This is a genomic window from Arthrobacter sp. NamB2 (genome assembly GCF_005281365.1).
Taxonomy (GTDB): Bacteria; Actinomycetota; Actinomycetes; order Actinomycetales; family Micrococcaceae; genus Arthrobacter_D.
Genome location: NZ_SZWI01000002.1, coordinates 17,570 through 42,202 on the forward strand (window position 1 = coordinate 17,570; position 24,633 = coordinate 42,202).

At 68.4% G+C, this 24,633-nt stretch carries 26 protein-coding genes; 12 read left to right on the plus strand and 14 right to left on the minus strand.

Annotated elements, in window-relative coordinates:
* Positions 1-53: 53 nt before the first annotated feature.
* The 7 genes from FDK12_RS03730 to FDK12_RS03760 all read left to right on the plus strand — a co-directional run bounded on the left by FDK12_RS03730 (position 54) and on the right by FDK12_RS03760 (position 6,654).
* Positions 54-1,235 carry an L-talarate/galactarate dehydratase gene (locus tag FDK12_RS03730; RefSeq protein ID WP_137368322.1) on the plus strand — a complete coding sequence of 394 codons (1,182 nt, stop codon included), beginning with the start codon at positions 54-56 and terminating at the stop codon, positions 1,233-1,235.
* Positions 1,232-1,915: a FadR/GntR family transcriptional regulator gene (locus FDK12_RS03735; RefSeq protein WP_137368323.1), complete on the plus strand. Its 684-nt coding sequence runs from the start codon at positions 1,232-1,234 to the stop codon at positions 1,913-1,915. Before FDK12_RS03730 ends, FDK12_RS03735 begins: the two co-directional genes overlap by 4 nt.
* 195 nt (positions 1,916-2,110) lie before the next feature.
* Positions 2,111-3,277, plus strand: a complete 1,167-nt coding sequence (locus tag FDK12_RS03740; protein WP_137368324.1) for a Gfo/Idh/MocA family protein — start codon at positions 2,111-2,113, stop codon at positions 3,275-3,277.
* Entirely contained in the window at positions 3,274-4,488 is a 1,215-nt protein-coding gene (locus tag FDK12_RS03745; protein ID WP_137368325.1) for a dihydrodipicolinate synthase family protein, read from the plus strand. Before FDK12_RS03740 ends, FDK12_RS03745 begins: the two co-directional genes overlap by 4 nt.
* A complete protein-coding gene (locus FDK12_RS03750) occupies positions 4,485-5,366 on the plus strand; it encodes a sugar phosphate isomerase/epimerase family protein (protein WP_137368326.1) in 882 nt (293 codons plus the stop codon). Before FDK12_RS03745 ends, FDK12_RS03750 begins: the two co-directional genes overlap by 4 nt.
* Before the next feature lie 120 nt (positions 5,367-5,486).
* On the plus strand, positions 5,487-6,332 hold the full coding sequence (locus FDK12_RS03755; RefSeq protein WP_137368327.1) for a metal-dependent hydrolase: 846 nt from the start codon (positions 5,487-5,489) through the stop codon (positions 6,330-6,332).
* Positions 6,333-6,414: 82 nt separating this feature from the next.
* Entirely contained in the window at positions 6,415-6,654 is a 240-nt protein-coding gene (locus FDK12_RS03760; protein ID WP_137368328.1) for a hypothetical protein, read from the plus strand.
* Here the strand turns inward: FDK12_RS03760 and FDK12_RS03765 are convergent.
* Entirely contained in the window at positions 6,651-7,346 is a 696-nt protein-coding gene (locus tag FDK12_RS03765) for a DsbA family protein (RefSeq protein ID WP_137368329.1), read from the minus strand. The genes FDK12_RS03760 and FDK12_RS03765 overlap by 4 nt on opposite strands.
* 61 nt (positions 7,347-7,407) lie before the next feature.
* Positions 7,408-7,602, minus strand: coding sequence for a hypothetical protein (locus FDK12_RS03770; RefSeq protein WP_137368330.1), 195 nt, complete (start codon positions 7,600-7,602; stop codon positions 7,408-7,410).
* 132 nt (positions 7,603-7,734) lie between these two features.
* Between FDK12_RS03770 and FDK12_RS03775 the strand changes: the two genes are divergently transcribed.
* Positions 7,735-9,198, plus strand: a complete 1,464-nt coding sequence (locus FDK12_RS03775) for a protein adenylyltransferase SelO (protein ID WP_137368331.1) — start codon at positions 7,735-7,737, stop codon at positions 9,196-9,198.
* A gap of 59 nt (positions 9,199-9,257) precedes the next feature.
* Here the strand turns inward: FDK12_RS03775 and FDK12_RS03780 are convergent, their stop codons facing one another.
* The 4 genes from FDK12_RS03780 to FDK12_RS03795 form a co-directional block, all read right to left on the minus strand.
* Positions 9,258-10,061, minus strand: a complete 804-nt coding sequence (locus FDK12_RS03780; protein WP_137368332.1) for an ABC transporter permease — start codon at positions 10,059-10,061, stop codon at positions 9,258-9,260.
* Positions 10,062-10,072: 11 nt separating this feature from the next.
* Complete coding sequence (locus FDK12_RS03785) at positions 10,073-11,002, minus strand: ABC transporter permease (protein WP_137368333.1); 930 nt, start codon at positions 11,000-11,002, stop codon at positions 10,073-10,075.
* Between the two features lie 178 nt (positions 11,003-11,180).
* Positions 11,181-12,380, minus strand: a complete 1,200-nt coding sequence (locus FDK12_RS03790) for an extracellular solute-binding protein (protein WP_137368334.1) — start codon at positions 12,378-12,380, stop codon at positions 11,181-11,183.
* A 50-nt stretch (positions 12,381-12,430) separates the two neighbouring features.
* Positions 12,431-13,498, minus strand: coding sequence for an ABC transporter ATP-binding protein (locus tag FDK12_RS03795; RefSeq protein ID WP_137368335.1), 1,068 nt, complete (start codon positions 13,496-13,498; stop codon positions 12,431-12,433).
* A gap of 182 nt (positions 13,499-13,680) precedes the next feature.
* Between FDK12_RS03795 and FDK12_RS03800 the strand changes: the two genes are divergently transcribed.
* Together FDK12_RS03800 and FDK12_RS03805 are read left to right on the plus strand one after the other, a co-directional pair.
* On the plus strand, positions 13,681-14,463 hold the full coding sequence (locus FDK12_RS03800; protein ID WP_189636257.1) for a winged helix-turn-helix domain-containing protein: 783 nt from the start codon (positions 13,681-13,683) through the stop codon (positions 14,461-14,463).
* Positions 14,460-15,272: a cache domain-containing protein gene (locus FDK12_RS03805; protein ID WP_137368337.1), complete on the plus strand. Its 813-nt coding sequence runs from the start codon at positions 14,460-14,462 to the stop codon at positions 15,270-15,272. The genes FDK12_RS03800 and FDK12_RS03805 overlap by 4 nt, the downstream gene beginning before the upstream one ends.
* Positions 15,273-15,316: 44 nt before the next feature.
* On the opposite strand, the gene FDK12_RS03810 is transcribed toward FDK12_RS03805, so the two are convergent.
* A complete protein-coding gene (locus FDK12_RS03810; RefSeq protein WP_137368338.1) occupies positions 15,317-16,378 on the minus strand; it encodes a glycerophosphodiester phosphodiesterase family protein in 1,062 nt (353 codons plus the stop codon).
* A 197-nt stretch (positions 16,379-16,575) separates the two neighbouring features.
* Here FDK12_RS03810 and FDK12_RS03815 point away from each other — a divergent pair, with 197 nt between their 5' ends.
* Positions 16,576-17,031, plus strand: coding sequence for a VOC family protein (locus FDK12_RS03815; RefSeq protein WP_137368339.1), 456 nt, complete (start codon positions 16,576-16,578; stop codon positions 17,029-17,031).
* Positions 17,028-17,525 (plus strand): SRPBCC domain-containing protein, encoded by a 498-nt coding sequence (locus FDK12_RS03820; RefSeq protein ID WP_137368340.1) that lies wholly within the window; start codon positions 17,028-17,030, stop codon positions 17,523-17,525. Before FDK12_RS03815 ends, FDK12_RS03820 begins: the two co-directional genes overlap by 4 nt.
* A gap of 41 nt (positions 17,526-17,566) precedes the next feature.
* On the opposite strand, the gene FDK12_RS03825 is transcribed toward FDK12_RS03820, so the two are convergent.
* Genes FDK12_RS03825 through FDK12_RS03855 form a run of 7 tightly spaced genes read right to left on the minus strand, consistent with a single transcriptional unit; the run spans position 17,567 to position 24,616 of the window.
* Positions 17,567-18,085, minus strand: a complete 519-nt coding sequence (locus FDK12_RS03825) for a gamma carbonic anhydrase family protein (RefSeq protein WP_137368341.1) — start codon at positions 18,083-18,085, stop codon at positions 17,567-17,569.
* Positions 18,082-19,542: an aldehyde dehydrogenase (NADP(+)) gene (locus FDK12_RS03830; protein ID WP_189636258.1), complete on the minus strand. Its 1,461-nt coding sequence runs from the start codon at positions 19,540-19,542 to the stop codon at positions 18,082-18,084. Before FDK12_RS03830 ends, FDK12_RS03825 begins: the two co-directional genes overlap by 4 nt.
* A 26-nt stretch (positions 19,543-19,568) precedes the next feature.
* On the minus strand, positions 19,569-20,543 hold the full coding sequence (locus FDK12_RS03835; RefSeq protein ID WP_137368342.1) for a C-terminal binding protein: 975 nt from the start codon (positions 20,541-20,543) through the stop codon (positions 19,569-19,571).
* A complete protein-coding gene (locus FDK12_RS03840) occupies positions 20,543-21,733 on the minus strand; it encodes a fumarylacetoacetate hydrolase family protein (RefSeq protein WP_137368343.1) in 1,191 nt (396 codons plus the stop codon). Before FDK12_RS03840 ends, FDK12_RS03835 begins: the two co-directional genes overlap by 1 nt.
* Positions 21,734-21,768: 35 nt before the next feature.
* Positions 21,769-22,653 (minus strand): amidohydrolase family protein, encoded by an 885-nt coding sequence (locus FDK12_RS03845; protein ID WP_189636259.1) that lies wholly within the window; start codon positions 22,651-22,653, stop codon positions 21,769-21,771.
* Complete coding sequence (locus FDK12_RS03850) at positions 22,653-23,441, minus strand: enoyl-CoA hydratase (protein ID WP_137368345.1); 789 nt, start codon at positions 23,439-23,441, stop codon at positions 22,653-22,655. The genes FDK12_RS03845 and FDK12_RS03850 overlap by 1 nt, the downstream gene beginning before the upstream one ends.
* Positions 23,438-24,616, minus strand: a complete 1,179-nt coding sequence (locus FDK12_RS03855; protein WP_223263076.1) for a CaiB/BaiF CoA transferase family protein — start codon at positions 24,614-24,616, stop codon at positions 23,438-23,440. Before FDK12_RS03855 ends, FDK12_RS03850 begins: the two co-directional genes overlap by 4 nt.
* Positions 24,617-24,633: the final 17 nt, after the last annotated feature.

Genomic DNA, 24,633 nt, shown 5'->3' on the forward strand with positions numbered 1-24,633 from the left:
AGGTTACAAACCTGTAGTATGAGTAGACCACCTCGCCACGGAAGATGAGCAATATGACCAGTCAGACCGGATTCTCCAACCCCCTCGCCGCACTGTCCGGAGGGGCCGCCACCACGGACCGCATCCGGCACGTCAAGCTCTCGACCCTGACGCTTCCACTCCCCACCCCCATCAGCGACGCGAAGGTGCTGACCGGGCGGCAGAAGCCCATGACCGAGATCGTGTTCCTCTTCGCGGAGATCACGACGGAGAACGACCACCGAGGCATCGGCTTCAGCTACTCCAAGCGCGCCGGCGGGCCCGCGCAGTACGCCCACGCCAGGGAGGTGGCGGACAACCTCCTCGGCGAGGACCCAAGCGACATCGGCCGGCTCTACCAGAAGCTGCTCTGGGCCGGAGCCTCCGTCGGCCGCAGCGGAGTGGCCACCCAGGCGATCGCCGCCCTCGACATCGCCCTGTACGACCTGAAGGCCAAGCGCGCCGACCTGCCCCTGGCCAAGCTGCTGGGCGCCTACCGTGACTCGGTCCAGACGTACAACACCTCGGGCGGATTCCTCCAGGCACCCATCGAGGAAGTGAAGGAGCGCGCCACCCATTCACTCCTCGAGGGCATCGGTGGCATCAAGATCAAGGTCGGCCACCCCGACTCCCGCGTCGATCTCGCCCGCGTGTCGGCGGTCCGGGAGCACCTCGGGGTTGAGATACCCCTCATGGTCGACGCGAACCAGCAGTGGGACCGGCCGACAGCCATGCGCATGGGCCGGACGCTCGAGCAGTTCAACCTGGTCTGGATCGAAGAACCCCTCGATGCCTACGACGCAGAAGGCCACGCCCAGCTCGCACAAGCCCTCGACACCTCGATCGCCACCGGAGAGATGCTCTCCAGCGTGAGCGAACACATCAACCTCATCGACAACAGGTCCGCCGACATCATCCAGCCCGACGCCCCCCGCATCGGAGGCATCACACCGTTCCTCCGGCTTGCGGCGCTCGCCGATCAGGCCGGGCTCCAGCTGGCGCCGCACTTCGCCATGGAGATCCACCTGCACCTGGCGGCCGCCTACCCGCGCGAGCCGTGGGTGGAACACTTCGAATGGCTCAACCCGCTGTTCAACGAGCGGCTCGAGACCCGCGACGGTCGGATGATTGTCCCTGACCGGCCCGGCCTCGGCTTCACCCTCAGCGACCAGGCCCACGCCTGGGTCTCGGACACCGTAGAGTTCGGGAGGAGATGAGCAACCTCAGCACCACCATCGTCGACACCATACGGCAACAGATCGTCGAGGGGCACCTGCGCCCGGGGGACAAACTGCCGGCCGAAAGCGCGCTCGAAAACGAGTTCGGAGTGAGTCGCACAGTCGTCCGCGAAGCGCTGTCGCGTCTGCAGGCCTCAGGGCTCGTCGAGAAATACCGCGGTAAGGGCACCTTTGTCCTCACGCGACCCACCGACCACTCCTTCACGGCGCCATCGCAGGAAGTCCGCAGCCATCAGGACCGACTCGACCTCCTCGACTTCCGCATGGGCATCGAGGTCGAGGCTGCGGCACTGGCCGCCCAGCGGCGGACGAATACGCAGCTCACCGCGATCAGCAAGGCCCTTGACGCCTTCGAGCATGCAAGTCAGAAGCCGTCCGCCGCTGTGAGCTCCGACTTCGACTTCCACCGCTCCATCACCGTCGCCGCGAACAACCGGCTCTACCTCGACCTGCTCCAGTCCCTCGGGCCGACGATGATCTCCATGCCGCAAACACGGCTTCTGCAAGCGGACCAGGACGCGCAGGACAAGCACTACAACCGCGTCCTCGATGAACATCGCTCCGTATACGACGCGATCGCCCACCGCGATGCGCCAGGAGCCGCCGCGGCAATGCGCACCCACCTCTCGAACACCCGGATCCGCCTGGCGCCGCTCTGACCGAATGACCGGATGGGACGTTTCGTCCACCTCGTATACCGAGCGAGTGTGCGCGCAGCACGGGTCGGCACCCGTCCTGCGCGATCGCGTCCCTGATGGAATCGCTGTGCAATCGGCGGGAACGGCATTGACGACGGGCTTCATCTGCACCTAGTCTGGAAAACGCTTTCCACTTGAGCCGCAGCAGGAGCTGACATGACCGAAATCCGAACCATCCGCATCGCAATGAATGGCATCACCGGGCGCATGGGATACCGCCAGCATCTGCTGCGCTCCATCCTTCCCATCCGCGAGGCCGGCGGCTTCTCCCTCGAGGACGGCACGCGCGTCCAGGTGGAGCCGATCCTGGTCGGTCGCAATGAAGCGAAACTCCGGGAACTCGCAGAGCAGCACAAGGTCGAACGCTGGACCACGGACCTCGACGGGATCATCGCCGATCCCACCGTCGACGTCGTGTTCGACGCATCCATGACGTCGCTACGCGCAGCGACGCTCCGCAAGGCCATGGCCGCGGGCAAGCACATCTTCACCGAGAAGCCGACCGCCGAAACACTCGACGAGGCCGTGGACCTGGCCCGCCTGGCCCAGCAGACCGGCGTCACCGCAGGAGTCGTCCACGACAAGCTCTACCTCCCGGGACTCGTCAAGCTCCGCCGGCTCGTCGACGAGGGATTCTTCGGCCGCATCCTCTCCATCCGCGGGGAGTTCGGCTACTGGGTCTTCGAAGGTGACGTCCAGGCTGCCCAGCGCCCGTCCTGGAACTACCGCAAGGAGGACGGCGGCGGAATGACGACCGACATGTTCTGCCACTGGAACTACGTCCTCGAGGGCATCATCGGCAAGGTCAACAGCGTCAACGCGAAGACCGCCACCCACATCCCCACCCGCTGGGACGAGCAGGGCAAGGAATACAAGGCAACGGCCGACGACGCCTCCTACGGCATCTTCGAACTGGAGACGCCGGCCGGCGATCCGGTGATCGGCCAGATCAACTCCTCCTGGGCCGTGCGCGTCTACCGTGACGAACTGGTCGAGTTCCAGATCGACGGCACCCATGGGTCCGCCGTCGCAGGACTCAACAAGTGCGTCGCCCAGCAGCGTGCCCATACGCCGAAGCCGGTCTGGAACCCGGACCTGCCGGTCACGGAATCCTTCCGTGACCAGTGGCAGGAAGTGCCCGCCAACGCTGAACTGGACAACGGCTTCAAGCTGCAGTGGGAGGAGTTCCTCCGCGACGTCGTCGCCGGCCGTGAACACCGCTTCGGGCTCCTCTCTGCCGCCCGCGGCGTGCAGCTCGCGGAACTCGGCCTGCAGTCCTCGGCCGAGCGCCGCACCATCGACATCCCGGAGATCGTCCTGTGAGCTTCCTCGACCTGCCCGCCGCTGACGGAGGGATGAAGCGCTACTCGCTCAGGGGTGGCACTTCGTGGGCGCGTCCGGCCGCTCCCCTGACGTCCCGCACGGTCTACGCGGCCGCGCACGTGATTCCCGAGGTCGGTGCGGACAATACGCCCGGCGCTCCCGCCGTCCTGGACTGGGACAGCACGCTCGCCTACCGCAGCGAGCTGTGGTCGTACGGGCTCGGTGTCGCCGACGCGATGGACACCGCCCAGCGCGGCATGGGACTCGACTGGGCTGCGACCCAAGAACTGATCAAGCGCTCGGGTGCCGAAGCGGCAGCCGTCGCCGGATCCGGTGCCGCGGCGACCGCGGGCAAGTCGGTGCGTGACCTGCTCGCATGCGGTGCGGGTACCGATCAGCTCGACCTGACCGCGCTGCCCTCGGGCAGGGCCGGGCTCGACGTCGTCCTCGAGGCGTACCGCGAGCAGATCTCCGTGGTGTCCGGTGCCGGCGCGAAGGTGATCCTGATGGCGTCCAGGGCCCTGGCCGCCATCGCGGAGGGCCCGGAGGACTACCTCTACGTCTACGGCACGCTGCTGGCCGAGGTGGACCAGCCGGTCGTCCTGCATTGGCTCGGCACGATGTTCGATCCCGCACTGGCGGGCTACTGGGGCAGTACCGACGTCGCCCGGGCCACCGAGGTGTTCCTCGGCCTCATCATGGACAACGCGAGCGCGGTGGACGGAGTGAAGGTCTCACTCCTCGATGCCTCGCACGAGGTGTCCCTGCGGGCTGCCCTCCCGGCGAGCGTCCGCCTCTACACGGGCGACGACTACAACTACCCCGAACTGATCCACGGCGACGGCACCCACCACTCGGACGCCCTGCTGGGGATCTTCGCCGCCATCTACCCTGCCGCGTCCGCCGCGATCCAGGAATACGACGCCGGTAACCCCGACGCCGGGCGGGCGATCCTGGACTCAACGCGCGATCTCGGGCTGCACATCTTCAGCGCACCGACCTTCTACTACAAGACGGGTGTGGCCTTCCTGTCCTGGATCAACGGACGGCAGCCTGGCTTCCAGATGGTGGGCGGCCTGCAGGCAGGGCGGTCGATCCTTCATCTTTCGAGGACCTTCGAGTTGGCCGACGCGGCCGGCCTTCTCGAGGACCCGGAGGAGGCCGCACACCGGTTCGGGCAGCTCCTCGGCACCTACGGAGTGGGCGTATGACGGATTTCAGCCGGTTGTCGATCAATACGGCGACGACCAAGAACATCTCCCTTGCCGACGCCGTGCGCCTCTACTCCGACGCCGGCCTGGCACACATCGGAGTCTGGCGGGACCGCGTGGAGGAAGCGGGCCTGGACAAGGCAGCCCGGCTGATCTCGGATGCGGGCCTCACGGTGTCCAGCCTGTGCCGGGGCGGGTTCCTGACGGCCGCGGACACAGCCGGCCAGCGCGAGGCCCTGGACGACAACACCCGCGCCATCGAGGAAGCAGCAACGCTCGGCACGCGGGAACTCATCATGGTGGTCGGAGGCCTTCCCGCAGCCGGTGCGCTCATCGGGGGTTCGGCCGGAACCGATCCGCGTGGAGGCAAGGACGTGGTGGGAGCGCGAGCGCGGATCGCGGACCGCCTCGCCGAACTGGTTCCCGTAGCCGCCGAACACGACGTCCGGCTGGTGCTCGAAGCGCTGCACCCCATGTACGCGGCCGACCGGGCCCTGCTGTCCACCCTTGGCCAGGCACTGGACCTCGCGGCACCTTTCGCGAAGGAGAACGTCGGTGTCGTCGTCGACACCTTCCACGTCTGGTGGGATCCGCAGCTCGAGGACCAGATCCGGCGCGCCGGTGAGGAAGGGCGTCTCGCGTCCTACCAGGTGTGCGACTGGAACCTCCCCATCGCGTCCGACGCCCTGCTGTCCCGGGGCTACATGGGTGACGGCTATATCGATTTCGGGAGTATCGGACCTTGGGTGGCGGACGCCGGGTACACCGGCCCCGTCGAGGTGGAGATCTTCAACCGGGAGATCTGGGACGCGCCGCCCGCCGAGGTGGTGGAGATCGTGAAGACACGGTACGCGGAGCACGTTCTGCCCTACCTCTAGGCAGGGACAGCCCTCGCAGCTGTCCGGCGTGTTCCGAGAATGACGGTGGCACGCGTCAGGATGGGACTTTGCGCCGGCCGATTCCGCAGCCAGCGCGGTCTCACCGAAAGGACTCCCGCCATGATGGGCGCCCACCATGCTGCCTGCGGCGCCGCCGCCTGGGTTGCCGCCACCACCCAGATCGAGGTCCACGCCGGGCGGTTCCTGCCGATCCTTCCGGAGTCCGTCACCCTCGGGTTCGGCGCGCTGGACGTCAGTCCGGTCGGCGTGGTCACCGGTGCGCTCGTCACCGCGGGTGCGGCGCTCCTGCCCGACGCCGATCACCACAGCGCCACGATCGCCCACTCCCTGCCGCCGCTGTCCAACCTGCTGTGCGCGGGGATCGGCGCCATCTCCGGCGGTCACCGCCGCGGCACCCACTCGCTCCTCGGCGTCGCCGCGTTTGTCGCCGTCGCCTTCGTGGCCGGGCTCTGGACCGTCGAGACGGTGGACTTCGGCACCGTCTATCCGGGTGCGGGCCTCCTGACGGTGCTGCTCGTCTCCTTCGCGGCGAAGGCCCTGAAGATCATCCCGGACAGCATGCGGAGGTCTCCCTGGGCCGTGGGCCTGACCGCCGGGGCCTTCGTCACGGCCTTCGCACCCGAGGAGCAGTTCTGGTTCCCGCTGGCAGTGGGCATCGGGGTCGTCGTCCATATCCTCGGCGACATGCTGACGACCGGCGGGTGCAACCCCGTCTACCCCTTCCGGCTGCGACGGCCGCGGAGCCTCGCACACCTCCCGGTTGTTGCGCAGGTGTGGCGGCCCAACGGCAACATCGCGGTGCCGGTACTCGGAAATGCGGGCTCCGTGCGGGAGTGGTGCCTGCTGGTACCTGTCTCGCTCTATGCGGTCGGCGGCGTCGGGTGGGCCATCGCCAGGATCGACGACGGAGCCACAGTGGTCGCGCGCCTGTCCGGGCTCGGCTGACCAAGGGCCCACGCACCACGAAAGGAACCGGAAACACGGCCGCGCTAGTGTCGGAGCAGAAACCGGAGGCTGAGGGGGTTCAATGCATCGCGAAGGGTTGTTCTTCGATCCGCTGCAGGAAGGGTCGGGCGCGCCGCGCGCCGAAAACGGTGCGCCCGAGCCGGGGCGCAACCGACGGCTGGACGCCGAGGAGTTGCAGGCACAGCGCCAGCGGGAGTTGGCGCGGGTGCAGGAGGAGTTGCGGAGAATGGCGCAGGGCTTCGGACCTGCGGGCGACGGCGGACCACGCGGCCGCCGTCGTCGTCCTGTCGTGGAACGCTAGCAGCCGTCCGGGCCGCAGGCAGGGCCGTCGGCCGACGGCGTCAGTGACACGAGCGGGTGCGATTCCTGCCACGCCTGGTCGAGCGCCTGACGGAACAGCTCCGTCGGCTGCGCCCCGGAGATCCCGTACTTGCGGTCGACGACGAAGAACGGCACGCCCTGGACCCCGAGGGTCCGGGCCTCCTCGATGTCGCGGCGCACTTCGTCGGTGAAGCGGCCACCGGCGACGGTCTCGCGGATCTCGTCCTCATCGAGCCCGATGACCGTGCCGAGGGCGACGAGGACCTCGACGTCGGACGTGTCCAGGCCCCGCTCGAAGTGCGCCGACATGATGGCCTCCTTGGCGGCGTCGCCGAGCCCGTGGGACTTCGCAAGGTGCAGGAAGCGGTGCGCTGTGAAGCTGTTGCCCACCACGATGCGGTCGAAGTCGAAGTGCAGGCCCTCGCCCTCCGCCTGCTGGGCGAGGTGCTGCCACATCTGCCGCACCTGCTCGGGGGCGATGCCCTTGCGCTCTGCAAGGTACTGCTGTTCGGTGCCGTCGTAGTGGTCGGGCAGCGTGGGATCCAGCTGGTAGCTCTTCCAGGTGACCTCTACGCTGTCACGGTGCGGGAAGTCGGCGAGCGCCTTCTCGAACCGGCGCTTGCCCACGTAGCACCACGGACACTTGACGTCGGACCAGATTTCGATGTGCATGTCCGGTACAACCGCGGGGCGCTCGGGCCCTATTCCCTGATGGGCGGGCCCGAGCGTCGTGCTAGCGGCGGTTGAGCAGGTTGCGGAGGATGCCGCCGACCTTGCCCGACGGAACGGGCGTGCCGCGACCGCCGGAGCCGAGGCCACCTGCACCCAGCCCGCCGCCCCTGGTCCGCCCGGTGGTCGGCGTCGTGCCGGTGCCGGACCTTCCGAGGTAGCGCCCCGCCGCGTTCTTGACCATGTTGCTGATGCCCATGACGATCTCCTTTGATTTCCGCCTGCAAACCCCGGAAAATCAGGGTGCTTAGCAGTTTACGACCGCACGGGCATTCCGGCCAGCATCCGGTAAGCCGGGCGGGCCTTCTGCGCGCGGGCGTACGGTGGTGGAATGAGCGTGCCTACAGATTCCACGGTGACCTTCGGCGGGCGCTTCGCCCGCGAACTGCCCGAGATGGCGGTCTCATGGGGAGCCGATAAGGCGCCCGAGCCCCGCCTCCTCGCCCTCAATGAGCAGCTCGCCGCAGAACTCGGCTTCGATCCGGAGTTCCTCCGCTCCCCCGACGGACTCGCACTGCTGATCGGCACCTCGGTCCCCGAGGGCGCGACGCCGGTGGCGCAGGCCTACTCCGGCCACCAGTTCGGCAGTTTCAATCCGCGTCTCGGCGACGGACGCGCACTGCTTCTCGGTGAGGTGACCGACGTCGAGGGCCGGCTCCGCGACATCCACCTGAAGGGGTCCGGCCGCACGCCCTTCGCCCGTGGCGGCGACGGCCTCGCCGCCGTCGGCCCCATGCTCCGCGAGTACATCGTGAGCGAAGCGATGCAGGCGCTCGCCATCCCGACCACGCGATCGCTCGCCGTCGTGGCCACCGGACGCGAGGTGCGCCGCGAGACGATGCTTCCGGGCGCCGTCCTGACGCGCGTGGCGGGCAGCCACCTGCGCGTCGGGAGCTTCCAGTACGCGGCGGCCACGGGAAACCTCGACCTCCTGAAGCGCCTCGCCGATCACGCGATCAGTCGCCACTACCCGGCCGCGGCCTCCGCCGAGCGCCCCTACCTGGCACTCTTCGAGTCCGTCATCGCCGCGCAGGCCTCGCTCGTGGCGCAGTGGATGCTCGTCGGGTTCATCCACGGCGTCATGAACACGGACAACATGACCATCTCCGGTGAGACCATCGACTACGGGCCCTGCGCCTTCATGGACGTATTCGACTACTCCACGGTCTACAGCTCCATCGACCACGGCGGCCGCTACGCCTATGCCAACCAGCCGCTGGTCGCCGAATGGAACTTGGCTCGCCTCGCCGAAGCGCTCCTGCAGCTCATCGACGACGACCAGGAGCAGGGCGTCAAGCTCGCCGTCGGGGCGCTCGAAGCGTTCCGCCCGCAGTACAGCAGCGCCTGGCTCGCGGGCATGAAGGCCAAGCTGGGGCTGCCCGACGGCGTCGCGGACGAGGTCGCATCGCCGCTCGCGAACGACGTGCTCGCGCTCCTGCAGGAGAACCACGTCGACTACACGGCATTCTTCCGCGGACTGGGTTCCGCGGTGCGCGGCGACGCCCGACCGGCGCGGGACCGGGTGCTCGACGTCGCCGCCTTCGACGCCTGGGCCGAGCGGTGGCTGGCCTTGGGGCCGGACGCCGACGCGATGGACCGCGTGAATCCGGTCTACATCCCGCGGAATCACCTCGTGGAGGAGGCGCTCGAAGCCGCGACCGCGGGCAACCCCGATCCGATGACGCGGCTGGTCGACGTCGTCACCAGGCCGTTCGACGAGCGCCCGGGGCTGGAGCGCTACGCCGCTGGAGCCCCGGACGACTTCGGGGCGTATACGACATACTGCGGCACCTGAGCGGCCCGGCCACCTTTCATCCGGCGGTCGGCGCCATGCCCAGGGCCGATCGCCGCGACCTATTTCCTGTCGTCCCCGGTCATCCTCTGGCTCAGGTAGACCGGGATCATCGACAGCAGCACCAAGACGGCGGCGATGACGTTGACGACCGGAGCCTGGTTGGGGCGTGCCATGTTGTTGAAGATCCAGATCGGCAGGGTCTCGGTTCCCGGTGGGGCCGTGAACGTCGTCACGACGATCTCGTCGAAGCTCAGCGCGAAGGCCAGGAGCCCGCCGGCCAGGAAGGCGGACTTGAAGCCGGGCAGGGTCACGGTGAAGAACGTCCTGATCACGTTCGCGCCCATGTCCATGGCCGCCTCCTCGAGGCCCCTGTTCATCCGGCCCAGCCGCGCCTGCACGTTGTTGAAGACCATGACGATGCAGAAGGTGGCATGGCCGACGATCACGGAGAACAGGCCGAGCCCGATACCCAGGGGCTCCAGGACGGTCTTGAACGTGTTGTTCAGCGCCACGCCGGTGACGATGCCGGGGAGTGCGATGGGCAGCACGACGAGCAGGTTGACGGTGTTCTTCCCGAAGAACTCGTAGCGCGACAAGGCGAAGGCGATCATCGCGCCGAGGAGCAGGGCGATCACCGTGGCGACCGTGGCGACGCGCAGCGAGGTCCACAGCGCCTCGCGCACTCCCTCGTTGGTGAAGGCCGCTTCCCACCACCGCGTGGTGAAGTCGGTGATCGGGAACGCCCCGGAGGTGGTGGCGTTGAACGAGTTCACGATCACCAGCAGCAGCGGCAGGTAGATGGCAGCCATCACGGCGGCGGCGAAGATCCGCAGCGTGATCTTCGCAGAGCGGGAGAGTCTCATCGGGATGGCTCCTAGAGCTGCTTGAGGGCGCCGGATTTACGGGCCAGGAAGAGGTACAGGACGACGACGACGATCGGGACGGTGCCGAAGGCGGCGGCCAGGGGCGGGTTCAGGTTGATGTTGGAGGCGATCACGGTGCCGATCACCTGCGTCTTGCCACCGACGAACTGCGCGGCGATGTAGTCTCCGAGGCTCAGCGAGAAGGTGAAGATGGAGCCCGCGATGAAGGCGGGTTTGAGCAGCGGCACCGCCACGGTGCGGACGGTGGCCCAGGGTTTCGCGCCGAGGTCGGACGAGGCATCGAAGAGGTTGTCGGGGATCTGGCGGAAGGCCGAGTACACCGGGACCGCCATGTACGGGAACCAGAGGTAGGCCAGGGTGATGACCAGCGCAGCAGTCCCGTATCCCGGCCCGGTCAGGCCGAGCGGTGCCAGCAGCCAGTCCAGGGGCCCACCGCTCATGAACGTGATCCGCCAGGAGAACACCTTCACGAGATAGCCTGCCCACAGCGGCAGCGTGATGCCGATGGCCAGCACCGCCCGCATGCGCGGTGAGGCCACCTTCGCCATGTACAGCCCCAGCGGAAGGGCCAGGACCGCGCACAACACCGTGACCGCCAGCGCGATGCCGATGGTGCGCAGCGCCGTCAGCTGGTAGGCCGGGACGGTCACGATCTCGACGAAGTTCTCGAGCGTGAACGCAGGAACGACCTTCGACGTGAAGGTATCCGTCGTCCAGAACGCCGTGACGAACAGCAGGATCAGCGAGCCGATGTAGAGCACGCCGAGCCACGCCAGCGGCAGGGCCAGGAGTCCGGCCAGCCTCAGTTTCGGCCGCGCGTGCAGCACTCGCGAGATGGTGTCGCCGGTGCCGCTGCGGGCCGCGACAGGCGCCGGCGTGCTGTCGGAGGTGATATCCGGCTTGATGGTTGGTGTTGCCATGGCGGTTTTTCGGCGGTGGTCCCCGCCGCTCTCCTTCGGGTGTGGTGCTGGTGACGGTGCACGGGATTCGCGTAGCCGGCCTCGTGAGGTGGAGCAGAGGGGAACCAGGGCAGGGGTGCGACGCCGGCGGTCACCACACGCCGCACCCCTGCTGTCCTGGTTGCCGGTAACGGCAGGCTCAGCCCTTGATCTCGGTCCAGGCCTTGGTCCACTCCTGGTAGTTGGTGCAGGTGGCGTCGGTGCGGCCGTCGATGCACTCCTCGACGGGCGTCGTCCACATCCACACCTGCTTGTAGTACTCCTCGTCCGTGGCGTGGAAGGTGGCGCAGTGTTCCTCGTTCTTCGTCGAGCCCTCACAGGCCAGGGCATTCGCCGGCGCCATTCCAAAGTTCTGCGCGATCTGCGCATTCACCTCCGCCGAGGACGCCCAGTCCATCCACTTGTAGGCGCAGTTCGGGTTCTCCGTCTCGGCCGCGAGCATCCACGTGTCCGACCAGCCCGTGGCCCCCTCCTTCGGCAGGACCGATTCCACGGTGCCGCCGTCGGCCTGCGCGATGTTGACGATGACCTGCCAGCCGGTGCCCAACGCTGCGGTGCCCGAGGAGATGGAGGAGACCGCCTTCAGCGCGTCGTTCCAGTACTCGCCGGCGATCTCGTTCTGCCCCTTCAGGAGTTCGACGGCTGCAGCGAGCTGCTCCTTGTCGAGGGCATAGGGGTTGGTGATGCCGAGCTCGGGCTGCGTGGCCATCAAGTAGACGGCTGCGTCGGCGATGAAGATCGGCGAATCGTAGGCCATGATCTCGCCGGCGTACTCGCTGCTCGGGTCCCAGGTGGCCTCCCAGGAATCCGGCGCCTCGGGAACGGCTTCGGTGTTGTACATGAGGACGTTCGCGCCGCGGCCGATCGGTACACCGTAGCTCTTGCCGTTGAGCGTGTCGTAGATCTGGCCCTTCAGCCCGTCGACGATGTTGCCGAAGTTGGGGATCAGGTCGGTGTTGATCGGAGCGACGTCGCCGCCTGCGATCAGGCGGAGGGATGCGTCGCCGGATGCCGAGACGAGATCGTACTCACCCGTGCGCATCAGCTGGACCATCTCGTCGCTAGTGGCGCCGACCTTGCGGTTCACGACGCAGCCGGTCTGGTCCTCGAACTCGCTGACCCAGTCGGCCTCGGGATTGGTGGAGCCGTCCTCGACGAACCCGGCCCACGCGATGATGTTGACTTCACCCTCGCCCTCTCCGACCTCGGTGGCGGCGGGGATGTCGGGGACTTCGATGCCGCCGGACGCAGCGGGTGTGGGAGCGGAACCGCCGCAGGCGGTCAGTGCCAGCGAGAGTGAGGCGAGCACTGCCAGTGGCAGTGCCTTCGTGATCTTCATGGGGGTGTGCCTTTCCTTGAGGGTGCGTCGTGGGTTGGAAGTATCGGGAACTAGACGGTGTAGTTGAACCTGGAGGACCACTCGAGCCGCACGCGGTCGCCGCGTCGCGCACTCGAGGCGCGCGAGTCGTTCTGCTCCTGCACGATGAGTTTCTGACCGGCCGAGGTCCGCGCTACGAAGCGGGTGCTCGGGCCGGTGTAGACGACCTCTTCGATCACCGCTTCGACGCTGGACATCCCGGCGGATTCGAGCGGCTCATCCGGCTGCCGGATCTGGATCCGCTCGGGCCTGATGCTCAGCAGTGCGTCCGATCCGGTGAGCCCTCGGGCGAGCTCGCCCTCGACGAGGTTTGTGTTGCCCAGGAACGAGGCCACGAACCGACTGCTCGGCCTCTCGTACAGGTCCTCCGGCGTGCCTACCTGTTCAACCAGGCCCTCGTTGAAGACGGCGACGCGATCGGAGAGGGTGAGTGCTTCCTCCTGGTCGTGCGTCACGAAGACGAAGGTGATGCCGACCGTGCGCTGTATCTGCTTCAGCTCGACCTGCATCTGCTCGCGCAGCTGCTTGTCCAGGGCTCCGAGTGGTTCGTCGAGCAGCAGCACCTGGGGGCGCAACACCAACGCGCGGGCCAGGGCTACGCGCTGGCGCTGCCCTCCGGACAGCTGGGACGGCAACCGGTCCGCGACGTGGGGCAGGCGGATCATCTCCAGCGCTTCGGCCACCAGCCGACGCCGGTCCCCGCGGCTGGTCCTGCGGAGCTTGAGCCCGTACCCGACGTTCTCGGCGACGCTGAGGTGCGGGAACAGCGCATAGTCCTGGAAGACGGTGTTCACGTCCCGCTCGAAGGGCGCCTTGCGCGTCACGTCGCGGCCGGCCAAGTCGAGGCGGCCCGACGACGGCAGTTCGAAGCCGGCGATCATGCGCAGCACCGTGGTCTTGCCGGACCCCGACGGCCCCAGCAATGAGAAGAATTCGCCCTGCCGGATGTCGAGGTCCAGACCCTTGACGGCGGTGAACTCGCCGAAGGTCTTGACGACGTTCTGCAGGGAGATGGCAGGAGTGACGGCAGCTGCCGCGCTGTCGAGGGAAGCGGCGCCGGAAGCGGCTGTTGCTTGCACGGGCTCTGGCCTTTCGGAGTACGAGTGTGACGTGGACTACAGGTCGTTCTTTACCTATGAAAGCAGATGTTAGATGTTAAGTTGGTCACGTCAGGTAAATTTCTTGTTACGGAAGGCCCGGCGCTCAACATGGCAGGAGGGACTGCCGATCCCCTGAACAGCGGTCTGGAAGGATGAAGCGCATGCCTCACGACGCGTCGCCCCGCCAGCGGCTGCTCGCCGCTGTCTTCGCCCCGCTCGGCGAGGGCGGGAAAGCGCAACGCGTGGAGGACCGGATCATCGAGGGGATCTCTGCCGGTGTGCTCGCGGACGGCGACCGGCTCCCCAGTGAGGCCGAGCTCGCCTCGTCCATGGGCGTGGCGACGGTGACGGTCAGGGAGGCTCTGGTGGGTCTCCGGTCACGCGGCCTGGTCGCCACGCGCCGCGGCCGCGACGGCGGAACCTTCATCACGGTTCCCCTGGGTCGTCGTGGTGAACTCATCCGTGACCGCCTGAGCGGAATGAGTCGCGTAGAGCTGCGCGACCTCGCGATCCACTACCGTGCCATCGCGGCCACCGCAGCGGAGCTCGCCGCCGACTTCGCGGGCCCCGACGAGGCGGAGGCCCTGCGACGCATCCTGCGCGGCTCCGGCCGGTCCGGGCTGAGCGGATCGCTCGTGGGCGAGTTCCTGCTCGAGTTGGCGGCGCTGAGCCAGTCCGCCCGATTGACCCGGGAATTCGTCCGGCTCTACAAGGCGTTCGGCCCACTGCTGTCGCTGCTCCACGAGGACGAGGAGTTCGACGCCGGGATGGTGCGGTTGTGCGAGCGCATTGCAGACGCCGTCGCTGCGGGCGATGCCGCCGAGGCCCGCACGACCGTGGTGGAGCAGATCTCCACTGGACTGGTCGCCCTGATCGATGAACACGCACGGCTTACCGCTACGCCGGGGACGACGCCGGCAAACGCCCAGAGGAGGACGGGATGAGTTCGACGACTGACCGCTACGTGGCACGCGGTACGCATCCCCTCGACGAGGTAGGCAGCTTCTTCGACGGGATCCTCGCGCAGGTCTCGACCTGGGTGCCGGCACTCGGGGCCCTCTTCGACGACCCGCTGAGGCCTCCGTCCACCAAGGCGGTCAACGCCGTCACCCAACCTTTGGCCGCCGGCTTGATCAACAGCGGGCAGTGGCCGGTGGTCGGTGCGGGGTTCGTGGCGGCCGAGCATGCTATAGCCGACGCCGTCTGGCATATGGCGTGGTGGCAGGGTGAGGCGATGGAGCGCCTGGTACTGCCGGCCGTGGCCTCCGCGTCGGCCGCCTACACGCGGCGGGAGTGGTTCACCAGGCCGATGGATACCGGGTACGCCCATGTCACCGGACCGTACGTCGATTTCCTCTGCACCGACGAATACACGATGACCATGACGGTTCCCGTCCTCGCGGGTGGCAGGCGCGTCGGAGTAGCGGGCGCCGATGTCTTCGTCGAATCGCTGGAGCCGCTCCTGCTTCCCGCGCTCCGGAAGCTGCACCCCGCCGCCGCGCTCGTGAACCACGCGGGGCGCGTCATCGTCTCCGCCGAGGTACAGGTAGCGGCCGGGACCCTCCTGGCGCCCGGCGCGGTACCCCGCACCTCGGACATCAGCGCAGAGGATGACGCCGCCATGCCCAGCCGCGGCGAACTGGAAGCCCCGCGGTTCGTCCAGCCACGCACTCCCCTGCACGCCGGGGAGCGGCTTCTGGTGCGGCCCTGCGGCACCTTGCCGCTGGCGGTCGTCCACCCGTCGGCGGGCTAGCCCGGCAGCCCCGGCTCAGCCCGCCCGTGTACGGCGTCGGTCGGTCAGCCCTTGGCCCCGGGAATGGAGAACTGCTTCGGCAGCTTCATCCCCCGCTCCGCCATAGCGTCCCGCAGGCGATCGGGACGGTCCGTGATGAGCCCGTCGATCCCGAGACCCATGAGGTAGCGCATCGTGGCGGGGTCGTCGACGGTCCACGGGATCACCTCCATGCCGGCACCATGTGCGGCGGAAACCATCTCCGCGGTGACGTAGGGCTGGTAGCCGGCGTCACCGATCGTCCCGCCCTGTGGGTTGCCGTGCACGGGTGAGATGGCGTCCACGCCCAGTTCACGCGCCAGCGCGACGAGGTCCCCGTCGAAGTCGTCGGCGTCGAGCCCTCCGAGCCATGGCGAGGCCCCCGGCTGGCCGACCTGGAGGAAGCTGCCGTTGGTCAGGGCAACACGGGGCAGCGACGGGTCGAGCTCCTCCACCAGGCGCAGGGACCCCCAGTCGAAGCTCTGGATGCTCACCTGGCGGTCCATGCGGTGCTCGTGGATCTCCTCGAGCACCGCGGCGACGAACTTCTCGCGTGGCGCGGTCTCGTGGGGGGCGCCGGCCTCGACCTTGGTCTCGATGTTCAGCATCACGGTGTTCGCCCGGTACTGCCTGACCAGCGTGAACACGTCGGCCAGTTCGATCATCGGACCGGTCGCCAGCTGCTGGTCAGGGAACTGAGGCAGTTGCCGATGCCCGCACTCCACCGTCTTCACCTGCTCGAGCGTGAGGTTGGTAATGTATTTCCCCACATAGGGGAACACCGGGTCGCCGGGGGTGGCCGGAGCTGTGTCGCGGCACTTCGCTGCGCTGATCTGGCGATCATGGGTGACCACGACGGCGCCGTCGGCCGTGACCTGCGTGTCCAGTTCCAGGGTGGTGACCCCGAGTTCCAGGGCGTTCCCGAAACTCGCGAGGGTGCTCTCGGTGAAGAGCCCCGTGCCGCCCCGGTGCGCCTGAAGGTCGAACCGGTCGTCCGGCCGCTCCGCGTTGGCAGGAGCTGTTCCGAGCGTTGTCGCGGCAAGGACCAGAACGGCCGTGATCAGCACGGTGGGACGGGAGGCTCTCATGGGGTGGTCCTTCGCTGGGGGTCGGTGGCATCCCGACACTAGGGTTCGCCGGTTAAGCTCCCTGCACGGTGGATCAACCACCAGATGAACAGGACTTTCCTCTGCGCCGATGAATTCGCCCGACGGCTTCCGTCTATCTGTTGCCGGACGGACATAGGGTCAGAGCAACGCCACAAACGTGGCACGAGGAGCGCAGCATGTCGTCACCCCAGATCTACATCAGTTTTCCAGGGACCGCGCGGGAAGCGCTCGGGTTCTACGCTGAGGTCTTCGGCGGTACCGCAACGCTCTTCACGTACGAGGACTTCGGCAGGACGGACGGTCCGCCCGCCGCCGTCGCCCACGGGGTGCTCGAGGGCGTCGTCTCCCTCGCGGGAGCGGACGCGGCAGCTGGGGAGGCGACGATGCGCTGCAAGGGGATGATGCTCTCGCTGCTCGGCACGGCCGAACCACCGGTCCTGCACGAGTGGTTCGACAGGCTTGCTGCCGGTGGAACGGTCGTCGACCCGCTCGCGCCCAAGCCGTGGGGTGCGTCGGATGGTCAGGTGATCGACCGCCACGGAGTGCACTGGCTCGTCGGCTACGAGCCGGACCAGACCCAGCCGGACCAGACCCAGCCGGACCAGTCCCAGCCGGAAGAGGGCGCACGATGAGCAGCGCCGGCACTCCCCGCGGTTTCACGCTGACCCGCGATCTGCGCGCGCCCCGTCACCAGGTGTTCAGGGCCTGGACCGAGCCGGAGCACCTCGCGTGGTTCTACAACCCGGCGATGCCCATGCCGACGACTCCCATCGAGGTCGACCTCCGGGTAGGCGGGACGTGGCGCCAGCAGATGGTGGTCACCGAGGACCTCCAGTACCCGACCGGCGGGGTGTACCTCGAGATCGTGCCCGACGAGAGGCTGGTCTTCCGGTGGGGAGCAGCCGGAGGATGGCCCGACCTCTCGGGCCCCCGCGAGCAGGAAGCACCCGTCGTGACCTTGGAGCTACGGGACACCCCGGAGGGAACGCGGCTGGAGCTGGGGGTCGCGTTCTCCGACCATCTCGACGACGAGGAAGTGCGAAGCCTGATCGAGGGCGGTACCCGTGACGGGTGGGGCGCCACGATCGACCGCGTCGCACTCAGTACCGCCCTCACCTCGGCGTGAAGCGCGAGCACGCGAGGGCGACAGCCGGAAGCTGCGCCGACTCAGGCTCCCTGCGCCGCCCGGTGCTCCTCGGCCAGACTCCTGTATCGCTCCGCGTTCGCCTTCACGCCGGCTACCTCGTCGTCGCTCAGTTGCCGTCGCACCTTCGCGGGAACCCCCGCCACGAGCGATCGCGGCGGCACCGATGTGCCCTCCAGGACCACGGCGCCGGCTGCGACCAGCGATCCGCTGCCGATGACCGCGCCGTTCATGACGGTCGCGCTCATGCCGATCAGGCAGTCGTCCTCGATGGTGCAGCCGTGCACCACTGCACTGTGGCCCACGCTGACCCGGTCACCGATGGTCGCGGGGAACCCGGGGTCAGCATGGACGACGACGTTGTCCTGCAGGTTGGACCCCTCCCCCACGCGTATGGGCGCCGTGTCGGCACGGACGGTGACGCCGTAGAAGACGCTCGCTCCCGGGCCGAGGACGACGTCGCCGATCAGTGACGCCGTCGACGCGACGAACCCCGTGTCATGGACTGCGGGTACATGCCCGCGGAACGGGATGATGCTCACGCCGACACCAGCTTCCCGTTGAGCATGCGCTGGACCGGCGTGGGTGCGTCGTCGCGCAGCACCCCCGGCAGCCGGGACTGCGGGAAGCCCTGGTAGGCGACGGGCCGGAGGAACCGGAGGATGGCGGCGGTTCCGACGGACGTCGTGCCGGCCTGGGTGGTTGCGGGGTAGGGTCCGCCGTGGTGCTGCGCATATGTGACGGACACGCCGGTGGGCCACTGGTTCCAGAGGAGGCGCCCGGCCCGCTTGGCGAGTTCGCGGATGAGGTCCTGCACGTCGTCGTCGTCCTCGCCGTGGATGCTCGCGGTCAGCTGACCCTCCAGCACGCGGGCCAGGCGCACCAGATCGCCCTCGTCCTGGTAGGTGACGACCAGCGCGGCCGGGCCGAACCGCTCGGCGAGCAGACCGGAAGGATCGCCCAGCACATCCCCGATGCTCGTCACCAGGAGCGTTGCTTCCGGTGGATCCGAGAAGGCCTTCTCGCTTCCCAGCAGGGGCGCGACTCCCGGGTGGGACACGAGCTCCTGCAGGGAACGGACGTACCCCTCCTGGATCCCTTCGTTGAGCAGTGGCGACGGCGGCGGGGGCGTCTGCGAGCGCAGGTGGACCAGCATGTCCTCGGGGACGACGAGCACGCCCGGCTTGGTGCAGAGCTGCCCGGAACTGGCCGTCATGGAGGCGAAGAAGGCCGAGGCGATGTCTGCGCCCCTTGCGTGGGCGGCCGCCCTGGTGACGAAGGTCGGGTTCACGCTGCCCATCTCCGCGAAGAAGGGGATGGGCGTCTCGCGGGCGTTGGCCAGATCGAAGAGCGCCCGCCCTGCCGCGATCGATCCGGTGAAGGATCCGGCCTGCACCCTAGGGTCCACCAGGGCTGTGCGCCCGGCGTCGAGGCCGAAGATGACCGAGTACAGCCCGGTCGGGGCGTCGGCGTCACGCAGGGCGGCCTGGATGACGTCCGCTGTCGCGACCGACAGCTCGGGATGCCCGGGGTGGGCCTTGAGGATGACCGGGCACCCGGCCGCGAGGGCGGCAGCCGTGTCGCCGCCGGCCCCGCTGAAGGCGAACGGGAAGTTGCTGGCCGCGAAGACCAGGACGGGGCCCACGGGTTCCAGCACCCGGCGCAGGTCCGGGCGCGGAGCCCCCATGGGCCACTGCTCGTCCGCGGTGTCGATGCGGATGTCCTGGTAGGAGCCGTCGTCGAGCACCTCGGCGAAGAGCCGGAGCTGGAACGTCGTCCTCTTCAGCTCGCCGCGCAGGCGGGCCTCGGGAAGGAAGGTCTCCTTGGTCCCCAGGTCGACGAGAGTGTCCGCCGCCCCGTCCAGGTGGTCCGCAATGGCGCGAAGCGCCGCAGCCCGGTTCCGGGCGGGCGTCGCGGCCCACGGATCCGCGGCAGTCGCTGCCGCGGACAGGACCTGCTCGAGTTCCTCGGTCCGGGTGTCCTCAATCGTGCTGTTCATGGCCCGTCAGTCCTCTCCGATGCTGCTCATGCTGTCTGTGCTGTCTCCGGCTGGTTCACGAGGCAGCGTAGCGGCTCGCCCCGACCTGCACGGTACGCCTCCTCGGCGGCGAGCCGTTGCAGCGCGGCCAGTGACGCCTCGGAGTAGAAGGCTGCGTGCGGTGTCAGGACCGCGTTGGCATGTCGCCTCAATCCGTGGTCCGCGGGCAGGGGCTCCGGGTCGAAGACATCCAGGGCGGCTCCTGCGAGCTGTCCGGCGTCGAGGGCGGCCAGGACGGCGTCCTGGTCGACCAAAGTCCCGCGCGCCGTGTTGACGACGAAGGACCCCGGCTGCATCTTCCGCAGGTTCTCCGCGTTCACGACCTTGTAGGTGTCCGGAGTCGCAGGTGCGTGGAGTGAGACGACGTTCGCCCTGCGGAAGAGGGTGTCCAGGTCCACGAGCTCGATGCCGTGGTCGGCCGCGACCGACGGATCGAGGAAGGGGTCGAAAGCCAGGACGGGGAACCCGAAGGGCTTGAGCCGGCCGACGACGCCGAGCCCTATGCGGCCCAGCCCGATCAGCCCGACCGTGGTGTCTGCGGAAGCACGGATAGGGGCCAAAGAGGGCGGCGAGATCCAGCCTCCCCCACTGAGCACCCGATCGAACTGCACGAGCTTGCGCACGAGGACGAGGATCAGGCTCAGCGTATGGTCGGCCACGGTGTCGGCGCCGTAGTCGGGGACGTTGCAGACCGAGATCCCCCGCTCGTTCGCCGCCTGGAGGTCGACGTTGTCGTAGCCGATGCCGTACCGGATGACGACCGCGCCGGCCGGCAGCTCGTCGAGAACTGCGGCCGTGATGGGTGCGAAGTTCACCAGGACGACGTCGGCCCCGCGGACCGCCTCGCGTGCGGCCTCTTCCGTGGTGGCCTGATACACCTCGAAGCCGGCGCTGAGCGCCTCGGCAGCCGCGCGCTCGTCCTCGAGTCCCCGGAAGTTGTGGTCCGTGACGACGATGCGCATCACCGCACCCCCACCGTTGCGGCCAGGCCGCGCTCGGAGAGGCTGCGGATGAGGTCGCGGATGCCGAATTCCCAGGGCTGTGCCGCCTCCGAGGAGGTGACGCGGTTGACGAGGGTGCCGAGCTGAGGGCTGGAGATCCTGACGATGTCGCGCGGATGGTGGGTGAATCCCATGTCCGCGCCGTCCCGGTCGGCGGTCGGGGCGAAGAGCGTTCCGAGGTAGAGCAGGATGCCGTCGGGGTACTGGTGGGAGTCCCCGACCGTATAGCGGGCCAGCGCCTCCGGGTCCCGCGAGATGAGGGGCATGGAGCTGGCTCCGTCGAGGACGAAGCCGTCGTCCTCGCCGAGTACCTCGAGCCGGACCTCGGCGGCCCGGACGTCGTCGAGGCTGAATGCGTCGTCGAACAGGCGGATGAACGGGCCGACGGCGGCGGAGGCGTTGTTGTCCTTCGCCTTCGGCAGCAGCAGCGCCGACCGGCCTTCGACGTCCCGCAGGTTGACGTCGTTCCCCAGGGTCGCGCCGACCACCTGCCCCGTGGACGTCACGAGGATCGCGACCTCCGGTTCGGGGTTGTTCCAAGTGGAGACGGACGCGACACCGATGTCCTGGCCGCAGCCCACCGCCGAGAGGACGGGTGCCTTGGTGAACACCTCCGGGTCCGGGCCCAGTCCCACCTCCAGGTACTGCGACCACAGGCCCTTGGCCGACAGTTCGGCCTTCAGGGCGTCCGCGTCGGCGCTGCCGGGCCGGACCGTCGTGAGGTCGGCTCCGACGAGCTGCTCCAGTTCGGCGCGGAAGGAGGTGGCGGCGTGCTTGTCGCCGCCGGCGCGTTCCTCGATCAAGCGTTCCATGAGCGAGTTCGCGAATGTCACTCCGGCGGCTTTCAGCACGGACAGGTCGACGGGAGCGAGGAGGCGGACGCCGGTGTGGCGCTCGTCGAGCGAGTTGCGCAGGACGTCGTCGAGGTCCCAGCTGCGGGTTCCTTCCGCCGCAGCGACCTGTGCCGCCGGGTTCGCGGATTCGAGCAGGTCGCTCATGGTGGGGAAGGCGTCCGTGATGTCGTGGACGCGGCGGTCGCGTACGACGACGACGCACGGCCCGTCGACCTCGGGATCGAGGACCCGGCCCACGAGGGTTGCTGCGTCTGCGTCGACCGGCAGGACATCGGCGTGGTTTTCGAGAAGGTGCATCGGCTTCTTTCAGGAGCTCGTGCTCGCGTGGTTCCTCACGCGGCGGGAATGGATTCGTGCAGCCGGTAGGCGTTGATCGCGGCCCCGCCGCGCACGGCTGCCAGGTCGGAGGCCGACAGGCCGGTGGCGGCCACGAGCGCGGAGAGGTCCTGCCACGCTTCCCGGTAGCTGCGCTGGAGCAGGATGACGGGCCAGTTGCTGGCCAGCATCGACCGCTGCGGGCCGAACTTGGCGAGCGCCCAGTCGACATAGCGGGCGAGTTCGTCGGGCCGCCACTGGGACCACGCGGTCAGGACGTCGATCCCGACGGAGATCTTGATGGAGACGGAGGGCGACGTCGCCAGTTCGGCGATCTGCCCCGCCCACGGCTCCCAGCCGGCGGAATCCACCGGCGGACGCGCGAGGTGGTCGAGCACGACCCGGAGGTCGGGGACGGCGCGGGTCAGGGCGCCGACCGCCGACACCTGGTCGGGAGTGACGGGCACGATGTCCCAGGACAGTCCCCGCTCGGCGAGGTCCGCGAACAGGGAGATGACGTCGGGATTGCCCAGCCATTCGAGCGAACGCTTCCCCACGAGGCAGCGGACCCCTGCCCACGCCGTCGTGTCCGCGCGTGCCAGCTCGGCCCTGGCCGCGTCGGGCTGCTCGAGCGGGAGCCAGCCGACGACGCCGGCCACCGTGCCGCACGAGGAGGCGTAGGCCGCGAGCCGGTCGTTCTCGTCGCTGCTGTCGACCGACTGGATGAGCACCGTCGCATCTACTCCGGAGTCGACGAGCTCCGAGGCCAGGTCGGCGGGTTCGTAGTCCCGCGCGATGTGGCTGTGGTCGGACGTGCGCCAGGCCTGCTCCTGGGCCTCGAGCTTCCAGTAGTGGTGGTGCGCGTCGACGACGCGGGGTGCATGCTCCTGTGCCTGCTCCATCAGTGTCCCTTCCATCGGGGTGTGCGGTGCTCGGTGAAGGCTGCGACGCCCTCCTGGAAATCTGCGCTGCCGTAGCACTCGAGCAGGAGGTCGTCGCCGTTCGCGGCTGGATCCTCCTGCAGGCGCCGGTCCATCTCCTTGAGCGCGGCGATGGTGACAGGGGCCGTCTGGCTCATCCTGGTGCTGAGCTTGGACAGCGTGGCCTCGAACTCCTCGTGCGCCACCACCTTGTACACGAAGCCTGCCTTCTGTGCTTCCCCGGCGGGCAGGAGTGCTGCGGCGAGGAGCATGGCCATGGTGCGTCCCTGGCCCATGCGGGCCTGGAGTCGCCTCAGCACCACGGGAGGAATGCAGTTGCCGACCGTCCGGGCGATCGGCACCCCGAACGTCGAGGACTCGCTGGCGATGACGACGTCGGAGCAGGCGGCGATCGCCAGTCCGGCGCCGACGGCGGGACCATCGACGGCGGCGATGACCGGGATGCCGAGCTTCAGCAGCGAGTCGAGGATGGCGCCGACCCGCTGCTCGTACTCGAGCCCCTGCTCGCCGGTCGTGAAGGACGAGAACTGCGTGATGTCGGTGCCGGCGGCGAAGGCCCCGCCCTGGCCCCGGATGACCAGGACCCTGACCGACGGGTCCGCCGCCGTCTGCGCGAGGGCTTCAGCGAGCTCGTCGTACATGCGCCAGGTGAGGGCGTTGTGGCGCCCAGGATGGGACAGGACCACCTGGAGGATGGGCCCTCTCCTCTCGAGCAGGATCCGCCCCTCGTCAGCAGCAGTGGCCCTCATCTTCCCAGCACCTCGTCGTTGTGCTCCCCAAGCAGCGGTGGGTGCCGGCGGATGGTGGGAGGAGTCCTGCTGAGCCGGATGGGGGATCCGATGACCTCGACGCGCCCTTCGACGGGATGGTCCATGAACTTGATCATGTCCCGTTCCTTCACGTGAGGGTCCTCCTCGAGGACCTGCTGGTAGTTCTGGATGGGACCTGCGGGAATGCCCGCGCCCAGGAGCACGTCGACCCACTCCGCCGTCGTCCTCCCGGTGAAGACCGCCTCCAGCTCCTCGACGAGCGCTGCCCTGTTGGCCATCCGGCTGGGGTTGTCGATGAAGCGCGTGTCCGAGAGGAGCCGGGTGAGCTCGGTGCACTCGCAGAGACGGTTCCACAGCCGGTCGTTGTTAGCTCCGATCGTGACGTACCCGTCCTTCGTGGCGAGGGCCTGGTACGGCGCCGACATGCGGTTCGCGGATCCCAGGGCCAGCGGCGCATCGCCCGTCGTCCAGAACTCCGTGGACTCCCAGACGGAGAGGGCGAGGGTCGATTCGAAGAGGGAGGTCTCGAGGTATTGCCCCTGCCCGGTCTCCTTGCTCGAACTCCAGGCGGCGAGGATCCCGACAGCACAGAACAGGCCCGCGCCCAGATCAGCGACCGGGATGCCGCTCTTCACGGGGCGGCCGTCGGGTTCCCCGGTGATGCTCATGACGCCGGCCATGGCCTGCGCGATGAGGTCGTACCCGGGCCGCGTCGCGTAGGGGCCGGTCTTCCCGAACCCGGAGATGCTCGCGACGACCAGGCGGGGATTGATGGCGCTGAGGGTGTCGAAGTCGAGTCCGAGCCGTTCCGCGACGCCCGGCCTCCAGTTCTCGATCACGACATCGGCGGTCCGTACGAGGCGGTAGAAGGAGTCGCGCCCCTCCTGGGTCTTGAGGTCGAGGGTGATACTGCGCTTGTTCCGGTTGAGGCTGAGGAAGGCCCGGCTGTCCTCCCCCTTGCCGGAGGTTCCCCAGGAGCGCCGCGTCTGGTCTCCGTCCTGGGGGTTCTCCACTTTGATGACGTCGGCGCCCAGATCGGCGAGCACCATGGTGCAGAACGGTCCCGCCATGACCTGGGTGAGGTCGAGGACGGTCATGCCGGTGAGTGCCTGGGCGGCAGGTGGCCCTGCGGGCGGCGGTGGTGATGGGGGCACGGGGCTCTCCTCTGTCA